24 protein-coding genes are annotated in these 22,175 nt (G+C 73.2%); 6 read left to right on the top strand and 18 right to left on the bottom strand.

What is annotated here, in order from left to right:
• Positions 1-51: 51 nt before the first annotated feature.
• The 7 genes from ACH4D3_RS16450 to tsaB form a co-directional block, all read right to left on the bottom strand.
• Positions 52-408 carry a YciI family protein gene (locus ACH4D3_RS16450; RefSeq protein WP_398322328.1) on the bottom strand — a complete coding sequence of 119 codons (357 nt, stop codon included), beginning with the start codon at positions 406-408 and terminating at the stop codon, positions 52-54.
• Positions 409-518: 110 nt separating this feature from the next.
• The gene (locus ACH4D3_RS16445) at positions 519-1,568 is read right to left on the bottom strand and encodes an LCP family protein (RefSeq protein WP_398322326.1); all 1,050 of its coding nucleotides are present in this window, start codon (positions 1,566-1,568) and stop codon (positions 519-521) included.
• Positions 1,569-1,731: 163 nt separating this feature from the next.
• Positions 1,732-2,799, bottom strand: a complete 1,068-nt coding sequence (locus tag ACH4D3_RS16440; protein ID WP_398322323.1) for a LacI family DNA-binding transcriptional regulator — start codon at positions 2,797-2,799, stop codon at positions 1,732-1,734.
• An 84-nt stretch (positions 2,800-2,883) separates the two neighbouring features.
• Positions 2,884-3,174, bottom strand: coding sequence for a hypothetical protein (locus tag ACH4D3_RS16435; RefSeq protein WP_398322321.1), 291 nt, complete (start codon positions 3,172-3,174; stop codon positions 2,884-2,886).
• Positions 3,171-4,301 carry a tRNA (adenosine(37)-N6)-threonylcarbamoyltransferase complex transferase subunit TsaD gene (tsaD, locus tag ACH4D3_RS16430; protein WP_398322318.1) on the bottom strand — a complete coding sequence of 377 codons (1,131 nt, stop codon included), beginning with the start codon at positions 4,299-4,301 and terminating at the stop codon, positions 3,171-3,173. Before tsaD ends, ACH4D3_RS16435 begins: the two co-directional genes overlap by 4 nt.
• Entirely contained in the window at positions 4,294-4,779 is a 486-nt protein-coding gene (gene rimI / locus ACH4D3_RS16425) for a ribosomal protein S18-alanine N-acetyltransferase (RefSeq protein WP_398322752.1), read from the bottom strand. Before rimI ends, tsaD begins: the two co-directional genes overlap by 8 nt.
• Before the next feature lie 44 nt (positions 4,780-4,823).
• On the bottom strand, positions 4,824-5,477 hold the full coding sequence (gene tsaB / locus ACH4D3_RS16420) for a tRNA (adenosine(37)-N6)-threonylcarbamoyltransferase complex dimerization subunit type 1 TsaB (protein WP_011029839.1): 654 nt from the start codon (positions 5,475-5,477) through the stop codon (positions 4,824-4,826).
• 194 nt (positions 5,478-5,671) lie between these two features.
• On the opposite strand from tsaB, the gene ACH4D3_RS16415 reads away from it, so the two are divergent.
• On the top strand, positions 5,672-6,226 hold the full coding sequence (locus ACH4D3_RS16415; RefSeq protein ID WP_398322315.1) for a hypothetical protein: 555 nt from the start codon (positions 5,672-5,674) through the stop codon (positions 6,224-6,226).
• A 56-nt stretch (positions 6,227-6,282) separates the two neighbouring features.
• Here ACH4D3_RS16415 and ACH4D3_RS16410 read toward each other — a convergent pair whose 3' ends face one another.
• The 4 genes from ACH4D3_RS16410 to alr form a co-directional block, all read right to left on the bottom strand.
• Complete coding sequence (locus ACH4D3_RS16410) at positions 6,283-6,501, bottom strand: hypothetical protein (protein WP_398322313.1); 219 nt, start codon at positions 6,499-6,501, stop codon at positions 6,283-6,285.
• Positions 6,502-6,647: 146 nt separating this feature from the next.
• The gene (gene tsaE, locus ACH4D3_RS16405) at positions 6,648-7,214 is read right to left on the bottom strand and encodes a tRNA (adenosine(37)-N6)-threonylcarbamoyltransferase complex ATPase subunit type 1 TsaE (protein WP_398322310.1); all 567 of its coding nucleotides are present in this window, start codon (positions 7,212-7,214) and stop codon (positions 6,648-6,650) included.
• Positions 7,174-8,427 carry an alpha/beta fold hydrolase gene (locus ACH4D3_RS16400; protein WP_398322307.1) on the bottom strand — a complete coding sequence of 418 codons (1,254 nt, stop codon included), beginning with the start codon at positions 8,425-8,427 and terminating at the stop codon, positions 7,174-7,176. Before ACH4D3_RS16400 ends, tsaE begins: the two co-directional genes overlap by 41 nt.
• Positions 8,428-8,593: 166 nt before the next feature.
• Entirely contained in the window at positions 8,594-9,769 is a 1,176-nt protein-coding gene (alr, locus tag ACH4D3_RS16395) for an alanine racemase (protein ID WP_398322305.1), read from the bottom strand.
• A 71-nt stretch (positions 9,770-9,840) separates the two neighbouring features.
• On the opposite strand from alr, the gene ACH4D3_RS16390 reads away from it, so the two are divergent.
• The gene (locus tag ACH4D3_RS16390; RefSeq protein WP_398322302.1) at positions 9,841-10,212 is read left to right on the top strand and encodes a holo-ACP synthase; all 372 of its coding nucleotides are present in this window, start codon (positions 9,841-9,843) and stop codon (positions 10,210-10,212) included.
• Between the two features lie 30 nt (positions 10,213-10,242).
• Here the strand turns inward: ACH4D3_RS16390 and ACH4D3_RS16385 are convergent, their stop codons facing one another.
• Complete coding sequence (locus tag ACH4D3_RS16385; RefSeq protein WP_398322299.1) at positions 10,243-10,854, bottom strand: helix-turn-helix domain-containing protein; 612 nt, start codon at positions 10,852-10,854, stop codon at positions 10,243-10,245.
• A gap of 79 nt (positions 10,855-10,933) precedes the next feature.
• Between ACH4D3_RS16385 and ACH4D3_RS16380 the strand changes: the two genes are divergently transcribed.
• Together ACH4D3_RS16380 and ACH4D3_RS16375 are read left to right on the top strand one after the other, a co-directional pair.
• Positions 10,934-12,439 (top strand): NAD(P)H-hydrate dehydratase, encoded by a 1,506-nt coding sequence (locus ACH4D3_RS16380; RefSeq protein WP_398322296.1) that lies wholly within the window; start codon positions 10,934-10,936, stop codon positions 12,437-12,439.
• Positions 12,440-12,488: 49 nt separating this feature from the next.
• Complete coding sequence (locus tag ACH4D3_RS16375; protein ID WP_398322293.1) at positions 12,489-12,956, top strand: ASCH domain-containing protein; 468 nt, start codon at positions 12,489-12,491, stop codon at positions 12,954-12,956.
• A 64-nt stretch (positions 12,957-13,020) separates the two neighbouring features.
• Here the strand turns inward: ACH4D3_RS16375 and glmS are convergent, their stop codons facing one another.
• Positions 13,021-14,868 (bottom strand): glutamine--fructose-6-phosphate transaminase (isomerizing), encoded by a 1,848-nt coding sequence (gene glmS, locus ACH4D3_RS16370; RefSeq protein WP_398322291.1) that lies wholly within the window; start codon positions 14,866-14,868, stop codon positions 13,021-13,023.
• 110 nt (positions 14,869-14,978) lie between these two features.
• On the bottom strand, positions 14,979-15,797 hold the full coding sequence (locus ACH4D3_RS16365; RefSeq protein ID WP_398322288.1) for a hypothetical protein: 819 nt from the start codon (positions 15,795-15,797) through the stop codon (positions 14,979-14,981).
• Positions 15,798-16,020: 223 nt separating this feature from the next.
• Between ACH4D3_RS16365 and coaA the strand changes: the two genes are divergently transcribed.
• Both coaA and ACH4D3_RS16355 read left to right on the top strand, forming a co-directional pair.
• The gene (gene coaA, locus ACH4D3_RS16360) at positions 16,021-17,010 is read left to right on the top strand and encodes a type I pantothenate kinase (protein WP_398322285.1); all 990 of its coding nucleotides are present in this window, start codon (positions 16,021-16,023) and stop codon (positions 17,008-17,010) included.
• 44 nt (positions 17,011-17,054) lie between these two features.
• Positions 17,055-18,002, top strand: a complete 948-nt coding sequence (locus ACH4D3_RS16355) for a DUF389 domain-containing protein (protein WP_398322282.1) — start codon at positions 17,055-17,057, stop codon at positions 18,000-18,002.
• A 128-nt stretch (positions 18,003-18,130) separates the two neighbouring features.
• Here the strand turns inward: ACH4D3_RS16355 and glmM are convergent, their stop codons facing one another.
• The 4 genes from glmM to ACH4D3_RS16335 form a co-directional block, all read right to left on the bottom strand.
• A complete protein-coding gene (glmM, locus tag ACH4D3_RS16350) occupies positions 18,131-19,489 on the bottom strand; it encodes a phosphoglucosamine mutase (protein ID WP_398322279.1) in 1,359 nt (452 codons plus the stop codon).
• 236 nt (positions 19,490-19,725) lie between these two features.
• Complete coding sequence (rpsI, locus tag ACH4D3_RS16345; RefSeq protein WP_398322276.1) at positions 19,726-20,238, bottom strand: 30S ribosomal protein S9; 513 nt, start codon at positions 20,236-20,238, stop codon at positions 19,726-19,728.
• Between the two features lie 42 nt (positions 20,239-20,280).
• A complete protein-coding gene (gene rplM / locus ACH4D3_RS16340) occupies positions 20,281-20,724 on the bottom strand; it encodes a 50S ribosomal protein L13 (protein WP_003974239.1) in 444 nt (147 codons plus the stop codon).
• Positions 20,725-20,931: 207 nt separating this feature from the next.
• Positions 20,932-22,137: a glycosyltransferase family 87 protein gene (locus ACH4D3_RS16335; protein WP_398322273.1), complete on the bottom strand. Its 1,206-nt coding sequence runs from the start codon at positions 22,135-22,137 to the stop codon at positions 20,932-20,934.
• Positions 22,138-22,175: the final 38 nt, after the last annotated feature.

The raw sequence follows: 22,175 nt of genomic DNA, 5'->3' as shown, positions 1-22,175 counted from the left end.
GCAACACCCTCGGGGCGCCGGGACAAAGCGGGAACCGGTGCCCCGCGTCGCTCAGCCCTCCATCAGCTCGCGCACCTCGCAGGTCACCGTCCAGTACTCCTCGTGCACCTTCAGGAACCGCTTGGTCCACTCGACCGCCTCGGCCCGGTCCTTGGCCTGGAGGAGGGAGTAGCCGCCGATGACCTCCTTGGTCTCGGTGAAGGGCCCGTCGGTGACGGAGAGCTGTCCGCCCTCGTAGTGGACGCGGGTGCCCTGGGCGGTCGGGGTCAGTCCGGCCGTGTCCAGCAGGACGCCGGCCTTGGTCATCTCCTCCATCAGCTTCTCCATCCGCTGGATCAGCTCGGGGCTGGGGCCGTCGGGGAGGGCGTCGGACTCCTCGATACGGATGAGGGACAGGTAGCGGGGCATGGTGGCTCCTCGGGTGGTTGTGCTGCCGGGCTTCTCCCGGCCTCTCACCCTTGCGTCGAACGGGCCGGCCGCGGATCGACACACGCCGGGAGGATTTCCGGGAATCTCGCTCAGCGCAGCGATTCCCACAGCTCGGCGGCGTCCGGCTGGTCGGCCACGACCCGGTTGGGGTCGGAGGGGGCGGGCAGCACCGGCATCGTCAGTGTGCGTACGTCGTCCGCGGCGAGGTCACCGAGGCTGCGGCCCAGGTCCGTCAGCTCGCCCAGCGAGTCCAGGCCGGTGTCGGTGGTGAGGCTGCCGGTGAGGGCGTCGGCGACCTGGTAGAGCCTGACGGGGTCGGTGAGCAGGTCGGTGGCGGAGATCTGCTCGATGAGCGCCTTGACGAGCTTGTGCTGGAGTTCTATCCGGGCGAGGTCGCTGCCGCCGGCCAGCCCGTACCGGGTGCGGGCCAGCCCGAGGGCCTCGGTGCCGTCGAGGTGGTGGGTGCCGGCGTCCAGGTGGAGGTGGCTCTTGTCGTCGTCGATGTCCACGTCCGTGGTGACGGTGACCCCGCCGAGCGCGTCCACCAGGTCGGCGAAGCCGGAGAAGTCGACCTCGACGTAGTGGTCCATGCGCACGCCGGTGAGCGACTCGACGGTCTTCACGGCACAGACCGGCCCGCCCAGTTCGTAGGCGGTGTTGAACATCGCGCCGCTCGCCGCCCTGGTCGTACCGCCGGACGGCAGGGGACAGGAGGGCCGCTCGACGAGGGTGTCGCGCGGGATGCTGACGACGGTGGCGGCGGTGCGGCCCGCGTCGAGGTGGACGACCATGGCCGTGTCCGAGCGGGCTCCGCCGCTGTCGCCGCCGCCCAGTTCCTGATTCTGCTCGCCGCTGCGCGAGTCGGAGCCGAGGACGAGGATGTTCAGGGCGCCGGTGGGTACCGGGGAGGCTGAGGGCGAGGCGGAGGACGAGGTGGAGGGGACGGTGACCGGGCGCGCGGGGCGGTCGTCTCCGAGCGCGCCGTTGATGTCGACGCTCCTGATGTTGCCGTTCAGGTGCCAGTAGGCCCAGCCCGCCGCCCCGGCGCCGAGCAGCAGGGATCCGGCCAGGGCCAGACCGGCCACCCTCAGCGCCTTCCGGCGGCCGCCCCGCCCGTCCTGTCCGCCCCGCGCCGCCATCCGTCAGCCCCCCGCCCCGCCCGTCCCGTCCGCGTCCCCACCCGGATGCCCCACCGGAAGGAACATAAGTCCGAATTATTGAAACTGGAACAGGTGGGTCGGGCTTCTGCGGAAATTCTCAGACTGCGGGCTTATTCACTTATTCGCCCATTCGCTCATTCGCTCATCCCGCCACGGCCTGGCCCTCCCGGGGCGGAGCCGTGCTGCTGCGCACCTCCAGGCTGGTGGCCAGCTCCACGCGGGTCGCCGTCGAGGAGCGGTCCTCCCGCCCGAGGTCCAGGACCAGCCGCGCCGCCGCCTCGGCCATCTCCATCAGCGGCTGCCGTACGGTCGTCAGCGGCGGCCCCACCCAGCGGGCCACCGGCAGGTCGTCGAACCCGACCACGCTCAGGTCGTGCGGGATGCGCAGCCCCAGCTCACGCGCCGCCTCGTACAGACCGAGCGCCTGGAGGTCGTTGCCGGCGAAGACGGCGGTCGGGCGGTCCGGGCGGCGCAGCAGTTCGAGACCCTGCCGGTAGCCGGCCTCGTGGTGGAAGTCGCCGGTCACGATCAGGCCGGGGTCGACCGGCAGCCCCGCCGTCTCCAGGGCGGCCCGGTAGCCGTCGACGCGGGCGCGGCTGCACATCATGCGGGTGGGTCCGCTGATGGCGCCGATGCGGGTGTGTCCGAGCTCGACCAGGTGCCGGGTGGCGGCGAGGCCGCCCTGCCAGTTGGTGGCGCCGATGGACGGCACGTCGGCGCCCGGGTCGCCGGCCGGGTCCATCACCACGAACGGGATGGAGCGGCTGGTGAGCAGGGCACGCTGGGACTCGTCGAGGCCGGACAGGACCAGGATCACGCCGTGCGGGCGGCGGGCGGCGACCTGGTCGGCCCAGGTCCGGCCGGGCGTGAGGCGGCCCGCGCTCTCGGAGAGCACGACGCTGAGCCCGGTGTCCCTGGCCACGTTCTCCACGCCGCGGATGACCTCCATCGCCCAGGCGCTCTCCAGCTCGTGGAAGACCAGGTCGATCAGGGGCGAGCGGGTGGACTCGGCCCGCCTGCGCCGGTAGCCGTGGGCGCGCAGCAGCTCCTCGACACGGGCCCGGGTCGACGGGGCGACGTCGGCGCGACCGTTGAGCACCTTCGAAACAGTCGGCGCCGACACACCGGCCTCACGCGCGATCTCGGCGAGGGTCGCGGTCTGCGCGGACCGCTTTTGCGTCCGGGTTTCAGCGGGCTGCGGGGATGTCATGGCGGCGATCGTAACCCCATGAGGCCGCCTGACGAAGAGGTCGGCGAACCGAGACCCGGCGGAACATTCGACGCCAGCGCCGAATCATTCGACGCGTTGGTCGTCGCCGTCGTCGCTCTGGCCCGACTCGACCGACTCGAACCGCCAGCGGTGCACCGCCCGCGTCACCAGACTCTCGTCCGGTTCGGGCAGTTCCGGGAGTGCGGCGTCGTACGCGGCGTCCCACCAGGTGATGACGAGGACACGGTCCTGCGGGGCGCGCAGGGTCTCCCGGCGCAGCGGCCGCCGGGGCAGCTCCTGCCGCCGCACCCAGGCCAGCAGCTCCCCGCCCCGGCCGGGCACGGCCCGCGCCTCCCACATCAGCGCGACGGTCACGAGTAGAGGTTCTCCTTGCTGACCTCGTGCACGTGGTCGTGGCCGTGATCGTGGCCGTGGCCGTGCGTGTGGGCCTGCCCCGGCACGTGCGGCTCCGTCACCGGCAGGGAGGAGTCCGCGGAGAGGTCCCAGTCGGAGGCGGCCCGGTTCCGGGCGACCATCTCGGCGCCGAGCGCGGCGACCATCGCGCCGTTGTCCGTGCACAGCTTGGGGCGCGGCACCCGCAGCCGGATCCCGGCCGCCTCGCAGCGCTCCTGGGCCAGCGCCCGCAGCCGCGAGTTGGCGGCCACGCCGCCGCCGATCATCAGGTGGTCGACGCCCTCGTCCTTGCAGGCCCGCACCGCCTTGCGGGTCAGCACGTCCACGACCGCCTCCTGGAAGGACGCCGACACGTCGCGCACCGGCACTTCCTCCCCCGCCGCCCGCTTCGCCTCGATCCAGCGGGCCACGGCCGTCTTCAGACCGGAGAAGGAGAAGTCGTACGGCGCGTCGCGCGGGCCGGTCAGCCCGCGCGGGAAGGCGATCGCGCCCGGGTCGCCCTCGCGCGCGTACCGGTCGATGACCGGGCCGCCGGGGAAGCCCAGGTTCAGCACCCGGGCGATCTTGTCGAAGGCCTCGCCGGCCGCGTCGTCGATGGTGGCGCCGAGGGGGCGGACGTCCGAGGTGATGTCCGTGGACAGCAGCAGGGAGGAGTGTCCGCCGGAGACCAGCAGGGCCATCGTCGGCTCGGGCAGCGCGCCGTGTTCGAGCTGGTCGACGCAGATGTGCGAGGCGAGGTGGTTCACGCCGTACAGCGGCATGCCCAGCGCGTAGGCGTACGCCTTCGCCGCCGAGACGCCGACCAGCAGGGCACCCGCGAGGCCGGGCCCGGCGGTGACGGCGATGCCGTCGAGGTCGCGCGCGCTCACCCCCGCCTCCTTCAGGGCGCGGTCGATGGTCGGCACCATCGCCTCCAGGTGGGCGCGGCTGGCCACCTCGGGCACGACGCCGCCGAAGCGGGCGTGCTCGTCGACGCTGGACGCGACGGCGTCGGCCAGCAGGGTGGTGCCGCGTACGACACCGACGCCGGTCTCGTCGCAGGAGGTCTCGATCCCCAGGACGAGAGGCTCGTCGCGTGAGTCAGCCATGGTTCTCGGTTCCTCGTTCGGTTCCCGGTACGGAGGTGGACGGGTCGGTCAGGCGCATCACCAGGGCGTCCACGTTCCCCGGCTGGTAGTAGCCGCGTCTGAAGCCGATGGGCTCGAAGCCGAAGCGCTCGTACAGCCGCTGGGCGCGGGTGTTGTCCACCCGGCACTCGAGCAGCACCTCGGTGCACTCGAAGTCGGTCGCCGCGCGCAGCAGCTCGGTCAGCAGCCGCGCGCCCAGGCCGGTGCCCCAGTGATCGCGGGCGACGGCGATGGTCTGCACGTCGCCCTGCTCGCCGGAGGTGACCAGGCCCGCGTAGCCGACGAGGTGGCCGTCCTTCTCGGCGACCAGGTAGCGCCGGGTCGCCCCGGGCCCGCGCGCGTGCGCCAGCTCGGACCAGAACATCCCCCGCGACCAGGCGTCCTCCGGGAACAGCTCCCGCTCCATGCGCAGCACGGGGTCGATGTCCCACCAGCGCATCTCGCGCAGCGCGGCGGGTGCGGACTCGGTGGTGGCCGGCTCGATCACTTCGGGGTGACCACCTTGTAGTTCTTGGGGACCTGCGCGTCGGGCCGGCGCAGGTACAGCGGCCGGGGCGCGGGCAGCTCCTCCCCCGCCGCCAGCTTCTCGGCGGCCAGCCGGGCCAGCGCGGCGGCGGACACGTGCTCCGGCTCGTGCGCCCGGGGGAAGGTGTCCGGGTAGAGCAGCGCGCCCGCGCCGACGGCGGGCAGCCCGGCCACCTGCCCGGCGATGTCCGCGGGGCGGTCCACGGCCGGGTCGGTGAGGCGGGTGCGGGAGTCGGCGTACCGCGCCCAGTAGACCTCCTTGCGGCGGGCGTCGGTCGCCACCACGAAGGGGCCCTCCAGGTCGGCGGCGAACGCGAGGCCGTCCAGTGTGCACACGCCGTGCACGGGCACGCCGAGCGCGAGCCCGAAGGCGTCCGCGGTCATCAGGCCGACCCGCAGCCCCGTGTACGGGCCGGGGCCGATGCCTGCGACGACGGCGGTCACGGCGTCGAGCCGCAGACCGGCCTCCGCGAGCACCCGGTCCACGGCGGGCAGCAGCAGCTCACCGTGCCGGCGTGCGTCGACCTGGCTCGACGAGGCGATGACGTCCGTACCGTCGTGCAGCGCGACGGTCACGGCGGGCGTGGCGGTATCCAGAGCGAGCAAGAGCACGCAAACAGCCTACGGCGCCGGGAGGCCCGCGCCGGACGCCCTGTGGACAACCCGGGGACACTCGCCGGGACCGGACCGGCCGCTCCGTGTCGCACAACGCGGTCACACGCTCACGTACTGCTACCTTCACCCGGGGTACGGCACGCAGGACGCAGGACGCAGGACGCACAAGTACGACGACGAGGTGGTCGCCCGTGGCAAGCAGAAGCGCCGGTATCGTCACCGGCCTCACCACGGCGGCCCTCGTGACCATCGGCGTCCTGGCCCACCAGGCCTCCGTCAGCGTCCCCGCCGGCTTCGGCCGGACCCACGCGACCGCCAGCCCCGCCCCGGGCGCCACCAAGGCACCGCGCGACCGGCGGCATCCGAACGCGCTGCCCGCCATGTCCGGACAGGGTGAACGGGTGGTGTACTCGGTGGACGACGACCGCGTGTGGCTGGTCGGCCCGGGGAACAAGGTGCGGCGCACCTTCGAGGTCACGCCCAGCACGGTCGACCCGGCACCGGGCGCCTACACGGTCACGTCCCGGTCCAACCGGATCACCGGGTCCGACGGCATCCCGGTCGAGCACGTGGTGCGCTTCACCGGCGCCCAGGGCGTGGCCATCGGGTTCAGCGCGGCGGTCGACGGCTCGACGGCCGCGCCCGACCCGGACCGGCCCACCGGCGGCATCCGCGAGTCGCGCGCGGACGGCGACGCGATGTGGAAGTTCGCGACGATCGGACGGCAGGTCGTCGTCGTCCCCTGACGCCGCGCGGTGCGCGCGTCGTACGTGCGCGGTAACGTGCGGCTCCCCGCGGGGCGTCAGGCGGCCTCGCGGTGGCTCTGCCGGTCCTGCCGGTCCTGCTGACCCTGCCGGTCGCGGACCGGCCCTCGCGTCTCCGGCTCGGGAGCGCGGGGCGGCGTCGAGACCGCCGTCGCGGCGGCGCAGGAAGCGAGCAGGTCACGCATCGACACCCCGGCGGGCGCGGGCGGCTGGTGGCTCGGACGGCCCTGCGGCTGGGCCTGGGACACGGACGACATGGACGCCTCCTGAAGCTCGGGGGCGGGCGCAGTAAGGCATGCCTAACTACGAGCCGAGTACCATGTGACCACGCGCAAGACCCGGAACGCAATCTTTTGCCGACGCTTTGTCGGAAAATCCGCCGGGAGGACCGCGCCGGGGCGGCTCAGCCGGCGAGGACGCTCACGTCGGCCGTGGCCCACCGCTCGCCCAGGCCGGTCACCGTCACGTGCCGCACCTCGTCCGTGGTGTCGCCGACGGCCCGGTCGATCCGGAGCCGCAGCCGGTCCTCGGTCAGCTCCTCGACCTTGCCCTCGCCCCACTCGACCACGATCACCGAGTCGGACAGGGACACGTCGAGGTCCAGGTCCTCCATCTCGTCGAGGCCGCCGGAGAGCCGGTAGGCGTCCACGTGGACGAGCGGCGGACCGTCACCGAGCGAGGGGTGCACGCGGGCGATCACGAAGGTCGGGGAGGTCACGGCGCCCCGCACGCCGAGCCCCTCGCCGAGACCGCGGGTCAGCGTCGTCTTGCCCGCACCCAGCTCCCCGCTGAGCATCACCAGGTCACCGGCGCGCAGCAGCTTGGCGAGCCTTCGGCCCAGTTCCCGCATCTGCTCGGGCGAGGTGACGGTGATCTCGACGCCGGGGGGCGCGGCGTCGGAGGACGGGTCGGCGGCGGGACCGGAGGACTCAGCCGGGCCCCGGCCCTGCGCTGCTGCTGGTGCTTCCATAACCGTCCACGGTAGCCGCTGCGGGCACGGCCCCGGCGCGGGCGAGCAGGTCGGCGAGGCGGTCGGTGACCAGCTCCGGGTGCTCCAGCATCACCAGGTGCCCCGCGTCGGGGACCAGCACCAGCTCCGCGTCGGGCAGCAGGTCGGCGATCGCCTCGCTGTGCTCGCTCGGCGTCACCAGGTCCCGCACCCCGGCCAGGACCAGGACCGGAAGGCCGGCGAAGTGGGCGAGGGCCTCGGTCTTGTCGTGGTCGTTGAAGGCGGGGTAGAACTCGGCGACGACGTCGATCGGCGTCGACTCGATCATCCGCTCGGCGAACCGGGCCACGGCCGGGTCGACGTCCCGGGACGCGAACGAGTACCGCTTGATGATCCCGGCGAACAGGTCCGCCGTCGCCCGCCGCCCCCGTTCCACCAGCTCGGCCCGCTGCCCCAGCGCCCTGAGGACGCCCGGCAGCACCCGCCGCACCGCGTTGACCCCGGCCACCGGCAGCCCGAAGTTGACCTCGCCGAGCCGCCCGGACGACGTGCCGACGAGAGCGACGCCGACGACGCGCTCGCGGACCAGGTCGGGAAAGGCGTCGGCCAGCGCCATCATGGTCATGCCGCCCATGGAGTGGCCGACCAGCACGATCGGGCCCTCGGGCGCGGCCGCGTCGATGACGGCCTTGAGATCGCGGCCCAGGTCCTCGATGCTGACCGGCCGGTCGTCCCGCGTCTGGGTCACGCCCCGCCCGGACCGGCCGTGGCTGCGCTGGTCCCAGTAGACGGTGCGGACGACGCCCCTGAGGGCCGCCCGCTGGAAGTGCCAGGAGTCCTGGTTGAGGCAGTAGCCGTGGCTGAAGACGACGGTGACGGGTGCGGGCGCCTTGCGGCCGAACAGCCGCCTGCGGCGCGGGGCGGGGTCGGCCCCGGCCTCCGGGTCGAGGTCGTCGACCTCGTAGTACAGCTCGGTGCCGTCGTCGGCGTACGCCTTGCCGGGCGTGCCGCGCAGTCCGCCGTAGGGTCCCGTCGAGTCGAGGGCGAGGCGGGCCCTCTGGCGCATCCCGCGGCCGACGGTGAGCCGTTCTATCGCCACGCCGGCCGCGGCGCCCGCCGCGACCACGCCTATCGCGACCCCGGCGATGCCGGTCGCCCGGCGCCAGCCACCGGTGGCGGCCTCCGTGGCGGAGGCGACGGCCGCCGCGACGGCCTCCGCGTTGCTCTCGCTCACGTGCACCGCTCCTCTTCGCCGGGCCGTGCGGACGCCCGCCGGCCACTGATTCACCTGAACGCGCGGCCCGCGCGCGTCACGCCGCCGACGGGCGCGTCACTCGTTGACCGCTGTGCATTGCCCGCTATGCGTCGGCCGCCGTTCGTCGACCGTCATTCGTCGACCGTCATTCGTTGACGTAGACGCGCGGAACGCGACTTCCGATCCGGGTGACGATCTCGTACGCGATGGTGCCCGCCGCCTGGGCCCAGTCCTCGGCGGTGGGCTCGCCGTGGTCGCCCGGTCCGAACAGCACCGCCTCGGCGCCCGGCTCGGGCCGGTCCCCGCCCAGGTCGACGACGAACTGGTCCATCGCGATCCGCCCGGCGACCGTGCGCCACTTGCCGTCGACGAGGACCGGGCCGGTGGCGGAGGCGTGCCGGGGGATGCCGTCCGCGTAACCGAGCGGGACGAGGCCGAGGGTGGTCTCGCCGGGGGTGGTGTAGTGGTGCCCGTAGCTGACGCCGTGGCCGCCGGGGACCTGCTTGACCAGGGCCAGCGAGGCGGCCAGCGTCATCACGGGGCGCAGCCCGAAGTCGGCCGGGGTGCCGATCTCGGGGCTCGGTGAGACGCCGTACATCGCGATGCCGGGCCGTACGAGGTCGAAGTGGGCGTCGGGGAGGGTGAGGGTGGCGGGCGAGTTGGCGATGTGCCGCACCTCGGGGCGCAGGCCCTGCCGCTCGGCGTAGGCCGTCATCTCCCGGAAACGGGTGAGCTGGGCGGCGATGGAGGGGTGGCCGGGCTCGTCGGCGCAGGCGAAGTGGGACCAGAGCCCGGTGACCCTCAGCAGGCCCTCCTCCTCGGCCCGCAGCGCGGCGTCGACCAGCCGCTCCCAGTCCGCGCCGGGCTGGCAGCCGCCCCGCCCGAGCCCGGTGTCGGCCTTGAGCTGCACGCGCGCGGGCACCCCGGCCGCCCGTGCCGCCCCGGTGACCTCCTCCATGGCCCACATCGCGCTCACGGACACGTCGAGACGGGCCTCGACCGCCTCCCGCCAGGGCCCGCCGGGCGTCCACAGCCAGCACATGATCCGTACGTCGTCCGGCAGTCCGGGCTCCGCCGCGCGCAGGGCGAGGGCCTCCTGCGGGGTGGCGGTGCCGAGCCAGGTCGCACCGGCCTCGACGGCCGCGCGGGCGCAGGGGATCGCGCCGTGGCCGTAGGCGTCCGCCTTGACGACGGCCATGAGAGCCGCCCCGGGGGCCCGTTCGCGCAGTGCGCGTACGTTGGCCCGCAGGGCGGCCAGGTCGATCTCGGCCCGGGCGCGCAGTACCGCGTCCGCGTCCCGCCGAGCAGTTGTCTCGCTCATCGTGCCCCCAGTCTCTCAGAGCACCCGGCTGCCCCCGCCGCACGCCGCCGGCAGTGGCTATGGTTCCCGGCATGAGCATCATCGGGGTCGGGATCGACGTGGCCGAGGTCGAGCGGTTCGGGGCGTCGCTGGAGCGCACACCGGCCCTGGCGGGGCGGCTGTTCCTGGAGAGCGAGTTGCTGCTGCCCGGCGGGGAGCGCCGGGGCACGGCCTCGCTCGCCGCCCGGTTCGCGGCGAAGGAGGCGCTGGCCAAGGCGCTGGGCGCACCGGCGGGGCTGCTGTGGACGGACGCCGAGGTGTGGGTCGAGGACGGCGGGCGGCCGCGGCTGCGGGTCACGGGAACGGTGGCGGCGCGGGCGGCGGAGCTGGGCGTGGCGTCGTGGCACGTGTCGCTGAGCCACGACGCGGGGATCGCGTCGGCGGTGGTGATCGCGGAGGGGTAGGGCCGGCCGGACAGGCCCCGGCCCGGTGGGTCAGTCGGCGGTCGGCCGGACCCGGATGTGCATGCGTTCGCCCTGCGCGCCGTACAGGGCGATCCACTCGACGGGCCGGTCCCCGGCGTTGGCGATGCCGTGCGGGACGCGGGTGTCGAACTCCGCCGTCTCCCCGGCACTCAGGACGAGGTCGTGCTCGCCGAGGGCGAGGAGCAGGCGGCCGGAGAGCACGTAGAGCCACTCGTGGCCCTCGTGCGCCCCCTGCTCGGGACGCGGTGTCCATTCGGTCCGCGGGGTGGCCGGGGCGGGGAGGATCTGCTTGTAGGCGTGCAGCCCGTCGTTGGGGTTCCGGGTGAGCGGGACCCAGGTCTGTCCGTGCCGGGTGAAGGGGCGGGGATGGACGCGGGGGTCGCCGGTGCGCGAGCCGACGAGTTCGTCCAGGGGCAGCCGGTGCGCCCGGGCCAGCGGCAGCAGGTGCCGCAGCCCCGGCTCGCGCTGCCCCGACTCCAGCCGGGACAGGGTGCTCACGGAGATGCTGGTGGCGGCGGCGAGCTGGGCCAGCGTGAGCCCGCGGGCCTGCCGGATGGCGCGCAGGCGGGCCCCCAGCGAGGTCATCACCTGTGCCGTCTCGTCGTCACCGCCGCTCCTCATGGGACAACTGTCCCCCATCGCGGATTCCGGAGAGCGGCGGACCGTGCGTGTTCCCGGCGTACGGGGAAGACTCGACGGCATGCGGACTGCGTACAGCGTGGAAACGGTCAGGAACGCCGAGCGGGAACTGATGGCACGGCTGCCGGAGGGGGCGCTGATGCAACGGGCCGCGGCCGGGCTGGCCGCCGCCTGCGCCCAGGTGCTGGCCCGGGTGGCCGGGCGGGTCTACGGCAGCCGGGTGGTGCTGCTGGTCGGCAGCGGCGACAACGGCGGCGACGCCCTGTACGCGGGCGCGCGGCTGGCCCGGCGGGGCGCGGGCGTGACGGCGGTGCTGCTCGCGCCGGAGCGGGCGCACGGCGGCGGGCTGGCGGCGCTGCGGCGCGCGGGCGGACGGGTCACGGAGGGCGGGCCCACCGGGTCCGGGCCCACCGGTTCCGGTTCGGCCGGTTCGGCCGGTTCCGCCGGTTCGGCCGAGGAGTTGATCGCGCGGGCCGATCTGGTCCTCGACGGCATCGTCGGGATCGGCGGCGCGGGCGGGCTGCGGAAGGAGGCCGTTCCGCTGGCGGACGCGGCCGCGCGGTCCCGGGCCGCCGTCGTCGCCGTCGACCTGCCGAGCGGGGTCGACGCGGACACGGGCCGGGTCCGGGGGGACGTGGTCAGGGCCGACCTGACGGTGACGTTCGGGACGCACAAGCCGGGGCTGCTGATCGATCCGGCGCGGGAGTACGCGGGTGCGGTGCGCCTGGTGGACATCGGTCTGCCGCTGCCCGGCGAGGCGGCCGAGCTGGAGGCGTTGCAGCACCCGGACGTGGCCCGCCTGCTGCCGGTCCCGGCGGGCGAGAGCGACAAGTACCGGCGCGGAGTGGTGGGCATCGCCGCCGGGTCGGCCCGCTATCCCGGCGCGGCCGTACTCGCCGTCGCGGGCGCGCTGCGGGGCGGGGCCGGTGCGGTGCGGTACGTCGGTCCGGCGGGGGACGCGGTGATCGCCCGTTTCCCGGAGACGCTCGTGTCCGACCGGGGGCCGGAGCGGGCCGGGCGGGTGCAGGCCTGGGTGGTCGGACCGGGTGCCGGTGACGACGCGGCGACGGTGGCCGAGGTGCTGGCGGCGGACGTACCGGTGCTGATCGACGCGGACGGCCTGCGGCTGGCCGACGCGGACGCGGTACGGGCGCGCACGGCACCGACGCTGATGACCCCGCACGCCGGGGAGGCGGCGGCGCTGCTCGGGGTGGGCCGGGAGGAGGTCGAGGCGGCCCGGCTGGCCTCGGTGCGCGAACTGGCGGCGCGGTACGGGGCGACGGTGCTGCTGAAGGGCTCGACGACCCTGGTGGCCAGTGCGAAGGGCGGTCCCGTCCGGGTCAACGCGACGGGGACGTCGTGGCTCGCCACGGCCGGGAGCGGGGACGTGCTGTCCGGCCTGGCGGGGTCGCTGCTGGCGGCGGGCCTGTCGGCGGTGGACGCGGGGAGCGTGGGCGCGTACCTGCACGGTCTGGCGGGCCGCTTCGCGGCGGCGGGCGCCCCGGCGGGGGCGCACGACGTGGCGAGGGCGATCCCGCGGGCCTGGCGGGACGTCCGGGGGGACTGAACCGGGATTGAACCGGGGACCGGGCGTGCCTCGCCGCTACGGTGATCAGATGACCTTCGACTCCGACCCGACCCCGCCCCCGGCGGACCCCGGCTCGCTCCCCAGGGCCGAGTTCGGCTTCCCCGGCCCCCTGCGCGACCGGCTCGTCGCGGCGATCCTCGACGGTTCGAAGACGTCCACGACCGGGCTGGTCGCCGACTACGAGCACGAGGGCGAGCCGCTGCCCGAGGTGGGGAGCCGTGCGGTGGTCGTCGACTCGGGTGAACTCCCCGTCGCCGTCGTCGAGGTGACGGAAGTGCGCGTCGTCCCGCTGGCCGAGGTGGACCTCGCCCACGCGGTCGACGAGGGCGAGGGGGACACGAGCGTGGCCGAGTGGCGGGCGGGCCACGAACGGTTCTGGCACGGCGCGGAGATGCGCGCGGCGCTCGGCGACCCGGGCTTCACGGTGGACGACGCGACACCGGTGGTCCTGGAACGCTTCCGGGTCGTCACCGTGCTCCCCGCGACCGGCCGCTGAGGGACTGCCGAGGGACCACTGAGGGACCGCTGACGGACCGCCGCGGGGCACGCGCCGGGCGGTCCTACTCCACCGTCACCGACTTCGCCAGGTTCCGCGGCTGGTCCACCTCGTTGCCGCGGGCCGTGGCCAGTTCGCAGGCGAAGACCTGCAACGGCACCGTGGCCACCAGGGGTTGCAGCAGGGTCGGGGTGGCCGGGATCCGGACGAGGTGGTCGGCGTAGGGGACGACCGCCTCGTCGCCCTCCTCGGCGATGACGATGGTGCGGGCGCCGCGGGCGCGGATCTCCTGGATGTTGGACACGATCTTGTCGTGCAGGATCGAGCGGCCGCGCGGGGACGGCACCACGACCACGACCGGCAGGTCCTCCTCGATCAGCGCGATCGGCCCGTGCTTCAGCTCGCCCGCCGCGAAGCCCTCGGCGTGCATGTACGCCAGCTCCTTGAGCTTGAGGGCGCCTTCGAGGGCGACGGGGTGGCCGACGTGCCGGCCGAGGAAGAGCACCGTGTTCTTGTGGGCGAGGGAGCGGGCCAGTTCGCGCACCGGGTCCATGGTCCCCAGGACCCGTTCGACCGCGCCGGAGATGCCGGACAGGTCGCGGACGACGTCGCCGATCTCGTCGCCGTACTTCGTGCCGCGCACCTGACCCAGGTAGAGGGCGACCAGGTAGCAGGCCACGAGCTGGGTGAGGAAGGCCTTGGTGGAGGCGACGGCGACCTCGGGGCCCGCGTGGGTGTAGAGCACGGCGTCGGACTCGCGGGGGATCGTCGAGCCGTTGGTGTTGCAGATCGCGAGGACCCTGGCGCCCTGTTCGCGGGCGTGGCGCAGGGCCATCAGGGTGTCCATGGTCTCGCCGGACTGGGAGATCGCGACGACCAGGGTCTGCTGGTCGAGGATCGGGTCGCGGTAGCGGAACTCGCTGGCCAGCTCCACCTCGCAGGGGATCCGCGTCCAGTGCTCGATGGCGTACTTGGCGATCAGCCCGGCGTGGTACGCCGTGCCGCAGGCGACGACGACGACCTTGTCGACCTCCCGCAGCACCTCCGGCGGGATGCGCACCTCGTCCAGGCTCAGCGTGCCGGAGCCGTCGACGCGGCCGAGGAGGGTGTCGGCGACGGCCTTGGGCTGCTCGGCGATCTCCTTGAGCATGAAGGAGGCGTAGCCGGCCTTCTCGGCGGCCGAGGCGTCCCAGTCGACGTGGTAGGAGCGGACGTCCGCCGGGGTGCCGTCGAAGGCGGTGACCCGCACGCCGTCCCGGCGCAGCTCGACGACCTGGTCCTGGCCCAGCTCGACGGCGTCCCGGGTGTGGGCGATGAAGGCCGCGACGTCCGAGGCGAGGAAGTACTCGCCCTCCCCCACGCCCACCACGAGCGGCGAGTTGCGGCGCGCGCCCACGACCACGTCCGGCGCGTCCGCGTGCACCGCGACCAGGGTGAACGCGCCCTCCAGCCGCCCGCACACCAGCCGCATCGCCTCGGCGAGGTCGGCGCAGGCCGAGTACTCCTCGGCGAGCAGGTGGGCGACGACCTCGGTGTCGGTCTCGGAGGGCAGTTCGTGGCCGCGCTCCGCCAGCTCGGCCCGCAGCGGCGCGAAGTTCTCGATGATGCCGTTGTGGACGACGGCCACCCGGCCCGCGTTGTCGAGGTGCGGGTGGGCGTTGGCGTCGGTGGGGCCGCCGTGGGTGGCCCAGCGGGTGTGGCCGATGCCGGTGACGGCGGACGGCAGCGGGTGTTCGGACAGTTCCTTGTCGAGGTTGACGAGCTTGCCGGCCCGCTTGGCGGCGGCGAGGCCGCCGTCCGCGAGCACGGCGACGCCCGCCGAGTCGTATCCCCGGTATTCGAGCCGCTTCAGTCCGGCCATCACGACATCGAGTGCCGACTGAGACCCTACGTATCCCACGATTCCGCACATAAGCGGCAGCCTACGAGCAGGAACGGCCGTGCGGCGGCCGCAAAGCGGGCTTCCCGTGCCCGATATCGGAAATTCCCACCGGGGTACGAACGCCGCCCGCGGGCCGGACCTCAGCCGAGCTTGGCCACCTGCGCGTCGACGACCTCGGCGGGAACCTCGAATTCCGCGCCGGTCATCATCGAGGAGAGGTTGACGGCGCCGAAGGTGGCCAGGGTGGTGCCCTTGCGGACCACGACGAGCTTCATGAGCCCGCTGCTGTCCCCGCCGGTGGCCACACCGACGTTGACGGTGAACCCTTCGTCACCGCCCTTGAGCCGGTCCAGGCCGCTCACCTCGGTGACCCGCATCTTGTCGCTGCCCACGGTGGCCTCGAAGCCGCCCGCGCACTTCTCGACGGCCGTCTTCAGCCCCGCCACCGCCTGCTCGGCGCCGCCGCCCGCGTAGGAGGCGACGTTGAGCAGGATCTCGTTCACGTCGATCTCGGTCATGTCCTGACCGTCCGGGCCCTTGCTCTCGGAGGGCGACTCCGACTGGCCCTGCCAGGAGCGTTGCACGTCCGCCGCCGGCTCGCCCTGGGCCACCGCGCCCTGGACGTAGACGAGCGGCAGACAGGCCTCGTTGTCCGCCGAGATCTTGTCCTTGACCACCTTGTCGTCCGCCGACAGTTCGGTGGCGACCTCGCCGTTCTTGACGTCGGCCTGGGCGAGGGCGACCTTCTCCAGTTCGGCGGCGGTCAGCGCCTTGCCCGCCCCCTCGCCCGCCGGCGCGGACTCTTCGGCGCCCTCCGCCGGGGCGGACTGCTCAGCCTTCGCCTTGTCGTCACCGGCCGCGGAGTCGTCGTCGGAGGACCCGCCGCAGGCGGTGACGAGCAGGGCCAGGGCGGCGGCGGAGGCCGCGAGGGCGGTACGGCGGACAGCGGTCGAACTCACGGCAGTACTCTTTCGTCGGTTCACTTCAGGGGATGTCGACTCGCGTCGGGATCTGTCGAGTCACGTCGACGCCGGTGATGAGATCCGGTCGACTTTGCCCGCACCTTACCCAGAGCGTTCGCACGTACGATCGATAACCGGTCACCCGAGACCCGACCGTGATCTCCCCGGAGCGTGACGCACCCCACCTGCCGCTCCGTTCGTACTCCGTTAACAATGGACTGTGATCTCTCCGGTCCCCTCGATTCCCCGGAGCGCCCACCGGCAGCGGCCGGAGGCGACTCCCTACGTCGACCTCACCCGCCCCGAGTGGAGCGCGCTGCGCGACAAGACGCCGCTGCCGCTGACCGCCGAGGAGGTCGAGAAGCTGCGCGGCCTCGGCGACGTCATCGACCTCGACGAGGTGCGGGACATCTACCTCCCGCTGTCCCGGCTCCTCAACCTCTACGTCGGCGCCACCGACGGCCTGCGCGGCGCGCTGAACACCTTCCTCGGCGAGCAGGGCTCCCAGTCCGGCACCCCCTTCGTCATAGGGGTCGCCGGCTCGGTCGCGGTCGGCAAGTCCACCGTCGCCCGCCTGCTCCAGGCGCTGCTCTCCCGCTGGCCCGAGCACCCGCGCGTGGAGCTGGTCACCACCGACGGGTTCCTGCTGCCGACGCGGGAGCTGGAGGCGCGCGGCCTGATGACGCGGAAAGGTTTCCCCGAGTCGTACGACCGCCGGGCGCTCACCCGGTTCGTCGCCGACATCAAGGCGGGCAAGGCGGAGGTGACCGCCCCGGTCTACTCCCACCTGATCTACGACATCGTCCCCGACCAGCGGCTCGTCGTCCGCCGCCCCGACATCCTGATCGTCGAGGGCCTCAACGTGCTCCAGCCCGCGCTGCCCGGCAAGGACGGCCGCACCAGGGTCGGACTCGCCGACTACTTCGACTTCAGCGTGTACGTCGACGCGCGCACCGAGGACATCGAGCGCTGGTACCTCAACCGCTTCCGCAAGCTGCGCGCGACCGCCTTCCAGAACCCGTCCTCGTACTTCCGCAAGTACACGCAGGTGTCGGAGGAGGAGGCCCTCGACTACGCCCGCACCACCTGGCGCACCATCAACAAGCCCAACCTGGTGGAGAACGTGGCCCCCACCCGGGGCCGGGCCACCCTGGTGCTGCGCAAGGGCCCCGACCACAAGGTCCAGCGCCTGAGCCTGCGCAAGCTGTGAGGCGGGCGGCGCGTACGGGGCGGGCGGCGCGATAGAAATACCGGATGCTGCATCTGCGCCTGATCACTCCGGCCGACCGCACCGACGAGGCGGTCCGCCTGATCGACCGTACGGTCGGCACCACCCACCTCGTCGTCCTGCCGGGCGCCGCCCGCGAACCCGAGGGCGACGTCGTCATGTGCGACGTGGCCCGCGAGGCCGGGGACGAACTCATCAACGGCCTGAGGGCGTTGGGCATCGACAGCTGCGGCGCCATCACCGCCGAGAACATCGACCTGTCGTTGTCCGAGCGCGCCGACCAGGCGGAGCGGGACGCGCCCGGCGAGGCCGCCGACGCGGTGCTGTGGGAGCAGTTGGAGGAGGCGACGCACGAGGAGTCGACGCTCTCCATCACCTACGTCGCCTTCATCACGCTCGCCACGATGATCGCGGCCTGCGGTGTCGTCCTCGACAACGCGATCCTGATCGTGGGCGCGATGGCGGTCGGCCCGGAGTTCGGCCCGCTGGCCGGGATCTGCACGGCGGTCGTCCAGCGGGCCCCGCGGCTCGCCCTGCGCTCGGCGATCGCCCTGCTGGTGGGCTTCGCCGTGGCGATGGCGGTGACGGTGGGCTTCAGCTGGATCATGACCGAGTTCGGCCAGTTCAGCGAGGGCAAGCTGGAGGGCGACCGCCCCAACACCGGCTTCGTCTACGCCCCCGACGCGTTCTCCTTCGTGGTGGCGGTCCTCGCCGGCATCGCGGGCACGCTGTCCCTCACCTCGGCGAAGTCCGGCGCCCTGGTGGGCGTCGCCATCTCCGTCACCACGGTCCCGGCGGCCGCGAACGCCGCCGTCGCCCTGAGCTTCGGCGACACCAACCAGACGGTGGGCTCCACCGAACAACTCCTGCTCAACCTGGCAGGCATCGTGGTCGCCGGAACCCTGACTCTGCTGGCCCAGAAGGCGTTGTGGGCAACCCAGCGCTCACGACTGACGAAGCCGGAAGCGCCCTGAGGGGGCATCAGTTTCCGACGCCGAGCGGGGCCATGCCCTGAAGGGGCGCGGGGAACTGCGCGACAAGCCACGACGGCGCCGCAGCCCGCACCACACAGAACCCCCCACCCCGAACCCGGCACCAAGAACTAACCGAGCGCAGACTTCACCGAATCGGCCAACCGCCCCGCCACAGACCGAGCCTGCTCGATATCCGCCGCTTCCACCATCACCCGCACCAGAGGCTCCGTCCCGGAGGGACGCAGCAGCACCCGCCCGGTGCTGCCAAGCTCCCGCTCCGCCTCGGACACCGCTGCGGCCAGCTCGGCAGAGGTGCTCACCCGCGACTTGTCCACGTCCGGCACATTCACCAGCACCTGCGGCAGCCGCTCCATCACGGACGCGAGGTCCCGCAGCGAACGCCCGGTCTGCGCGACCCGCGCCGCCAGCATCAGGCCGGTCAGCGTGCCGTCACCCGTGGTGGCGTGGTCGAGGATGATGACGTGGCCGGACTGCTCGCCGCCGAGGGCGTAGCCGTGCTCCTTCATCTCCTCCAGGACATACCGGTCGCCTACCCCGGTCTGCACGAACCGGATGCCCTCGCGCTCCATGGCGAGCTTGAAGCCCAGGTTGGACATGACGGTCGCGACGACGGTGTCCGAGCGCAGCGCCTCGCGCTCCCGCATCGCCAGGGACAGCACGGCGAGGATCTGGTCGCCGTCGACCTCCGCACCGGTGTGGTCCACGGCCAGGCAGCGGTCCGCGTCGCCGTCGTGGGCGATGCCCAGGTCGGCGCCGTGCTCGACGACGGCGGCCTTGAGCAGGTCGAGGTGGGTGGAGCCGCAGCCGTCGTTGATGTTCAGGCCGTCGGGCACCGCGCCGATGGTGACCAGTTCGGCACCGGCCCGCGCGAACGCCTCCGGCGAGACCCGGGAGGCCGCGCCGTGCGCCTCGTCGAGGACGATCTTCAGTCCGTCGAGGCGGTTCGGGAGGACACCGACGAGGTGGGCGACGTACTGGTCGAGCCCCTCGTCGTAGTCCCGGACGCGGCCGACACCGGCACCGGTCGGGCGCTCCCAGGGGGCGCCGGTGCGGTGCTCGGCGTAGACGGACTCGATGCGGTCCTCCAGCTCGTCGGCGAGCTTGTGGCCGCCGCGGGCGAAGAACTTGATGCCGTTGTCGGGCATGGCGTTGTGGCTGGCGGACAGCATCACGCCGAGGTCGGCGCCGAGCGCGCCCGTGAGGTGCGCCACCGCGGGCGTCGGCAGCACGCCGACCCGCAGCACGTCCACACCGGCGCTGGCGAGGCCCGCGACCACCGCGGCCTCCAGGAACTCCCCGGAGGCACGTGGGTCCCGGCCGACCACCGCGGTCGCCCGGTGCCCGGCGAAGGTGCCCGCCTCGGCCAGTACGTGCGCCGCGGCGACGGAGAGGCCCAGCGCCAGCTCGGCCGTCAGATCCGCGTTGGCGACGCCGCGCACGCCGTCCGTGCCGAAGAGTCGTCCCACTTGTCCTCCTGAGGAAACGTCAATTCCGGGAGCGGCTGCCGAAGCGGCTGCCGAGAGCGCGGCCCACGCAGTCGGCTCCCGAAGACCCGGGCACGCATCGCCCGACCAACGATCACATAAGCCTTAGAACGTCTTGTGCCGTTATACGCCCAACGGCAGGGATAAACGAATGCCCCGGCAGCACAGTGGCGTGCCGCCGGGGCGTTCGGAGTACAGCCGGTACCAGCCGGTACGACTTAGCGCTTGCTGTACTGCGGGGCCTTGCGGGCCTTCTTCAGACCGGCCTTCTTGCGCTCGACCGCACGGTCGTCGCGCTTGAGGTAACCGGCCTTCTTGAGCGCGCCGCGGTTGTTGTCCACGTCGGCCTCGTTCAGCGCGCGGGCGACACCGAGACGGAGCGCACCGGCCTGACCGGAGACGCCGCCGCCGGAGATGCGGGCGATGACGTCGTAGCGGTTGTCCAGCTCGAGCACCTTGAAGGGCTCGTTGACTTCCTGCTGGTGCACCTTGTTCGGGAAGTAGTCCTCGAGCGTGCGCCCGTTGACCTTCCACTTGCCGGTGCCCGGGATGATCCGGACGCGGGCGATGGCGTTCTTGCGACGGCCCAGGCCGGCGGCCGGCTGCGGCTCGCCGAACGCGGAGGCCATCGACTCCGAGGTGTACTCGCCCTCGACGGGCACCTCGGACTCGGTGGTGTAGCTGTCGATGTCGATCTCTTCGAGCGGCTGCTCGGGAGTGGTCTCGGCCACGATGCTCCTCAGATTCTCTTCAGTCTTAAAGGGTGGCCGGAACTACTGCGCGACCTGGGTGATCTCGAACGGCTGCGGCTGCTGCGCGCCGTGCGGGTGCTGGTCACCCTTGTAGACCTTCAGCTTCGAGAGCATCTGACGGCCCAGGGAGTTCTTGGGGAGCATGCCCTTGATGGCCTTCTCGACGGCCTTCTCCGGGTTCTTGTCCAGCAGCTCGTCGTAGCGCACCGAGCGCAGACCGCCCGGGTAGCCGGAGTGGCGGTACGCCATCTTCTGGGTCCGCTTGTTGCCGGAGAGGTGCACCTTGTCGGCGTTGATGATGATGACGAAGTCACCGGTGTCGACGTGGGGCGCGTAGATCGGCTTGTGCTTGCCGCGCAGGATGGAGGCCGCAGTGGTGGCCAGACGACCCAGGACGACGTCCTGGGCGTCGATGACGTGCCACTGGCGCGTCACATCGCCGGGCTTGGGGCTGTACGTACGCACGGTTCGTAGCCTTCGCTTCTTCAGTGAGTGGTCCTGACATGGTCACCGAAGACGATCACGACAGCCCTGACCGCACCGCGGTGACGCATACCGCGTGCAGGTCGCTGGTCATCGGTCCCGGTGGACCGGTGTAAGGGCCCCTCACGTGAGAATGAGCAAGCCAATACACATACGACTGTGCAGAATACCCGGGCCCCGGCGGCCGGGTCAAAACGGGGCCGCCGGAGCGCGCTCCGGCTCCGGCGCACGCCCCGGGGGCACCCGCTCCCGGGCGCCCGTCGGACTGGTCCGGGCCTGCCGGGCGACCGTCACCGCGAGCACGCACAGCGTGAACGCGTCGCGGAAGGCACGCCGCCGCTCCCCCTCCAGCCAGGGCCAGGTCAGCCCGGGTGCCTGGGGCACCAGGGCGATCCAGAACCACACCCCGCGGGCCACCGACCCGGCGTACGGCAGGCCGGCCAGCAGCAGCGGCAGGGCGACCAGGAGGTAGTGGTCGTAGGACGGCCGGGAGACGAGGAACGCCGAGAGCATCAGCCCCGCGCCGGTCTCCGCGAGCCGCAGCGGACCGGGGTCGGCGCGGCGCCAGCGCCGGTAAGCGCAGAGCACCCCGGCCGAGGCCGCCGCCACCGCGAGCCCCTGCGCGAGCGCCGGCGGCACCCCGAGCCGGGGCAGTACGGCCGCCGGGGAGGCCTCGTAGAGCCGTACGAAGCCGTCGTCGCCGTGCAGCAGGAAGGGCAGGGTGCGGGTGAAGAAGCCCGCCGGGTCGGGCATCGCCAGCGCCGCCGCCGCGGAGGCCAGCGCGGGCACCAGGACGGCCGCGAGCAGCGCCCGCCACCGCCCGGCGAAGAGGAAGAGCAGGACGACGGGCGCGAGCAGCGGCTTGAGCGCCACGGCCGCCCCGATGACCACCCCCGCCCCCGTCCAGCGCCCCCGGCTCGCCAGCAGCAGGGCCAGCGGCAGCGCCACCGTCGCGGTCACCGTCCAGTTGCCGAGCCGCACCAGGTGCCCGAACGGCGCGAAGCCCAGCGCGAGCCCGGTCAGCCCCAGGACCGCGAGCCTGCTGCCCAGCGGCACCCGGTGCAGGCGCAGCGCGCAGGCCCAGGCCAGCGCCAGCAGGACGGTCACCGCGCACGGCACCAGCACCCGCAGTACGGCCCCGGGCAGCACCGCCTCCGGCACGGCGGCGAGGACCGCGCTCGGCAGGTAGAGGAAGTGCGGGTCGTCGTACGGGGAGCCACCGGCCAGCCAGGTGCGGGCGGCCCGCACGACGATCGCGTTGTCCATCCCGCCGTCCGAGGTCGTCCGCGCCGCGTGCGCGGCGGACGCCGCCAGCACCGTCCCGAGCACCGCCCACGGATGCCTTCCCGCCGGCCGCACCAACCACCCGGAGATGTCGCTTTTGCCCGTCCGCATGCACGGAACGCTAGGCCCTACCGCCCCCAAGTCCCGGC

Source organism: Streptomyces sp. NPDC018026, from assembly GCF_044327745.1.
In the GTDB taxonomy this organism is placed as follows: domain Bacteria; phylum Actinomycetota; class Actinomycetes; order Streptomycetales; family Streptomycetaceae; genus Streptomyces; species Streptomyces rubrogriseus.
Note: the sequence above shows the minus strand (reverse complement) of the source record. Positions and strands in the feature narration are given on the sequence as shown.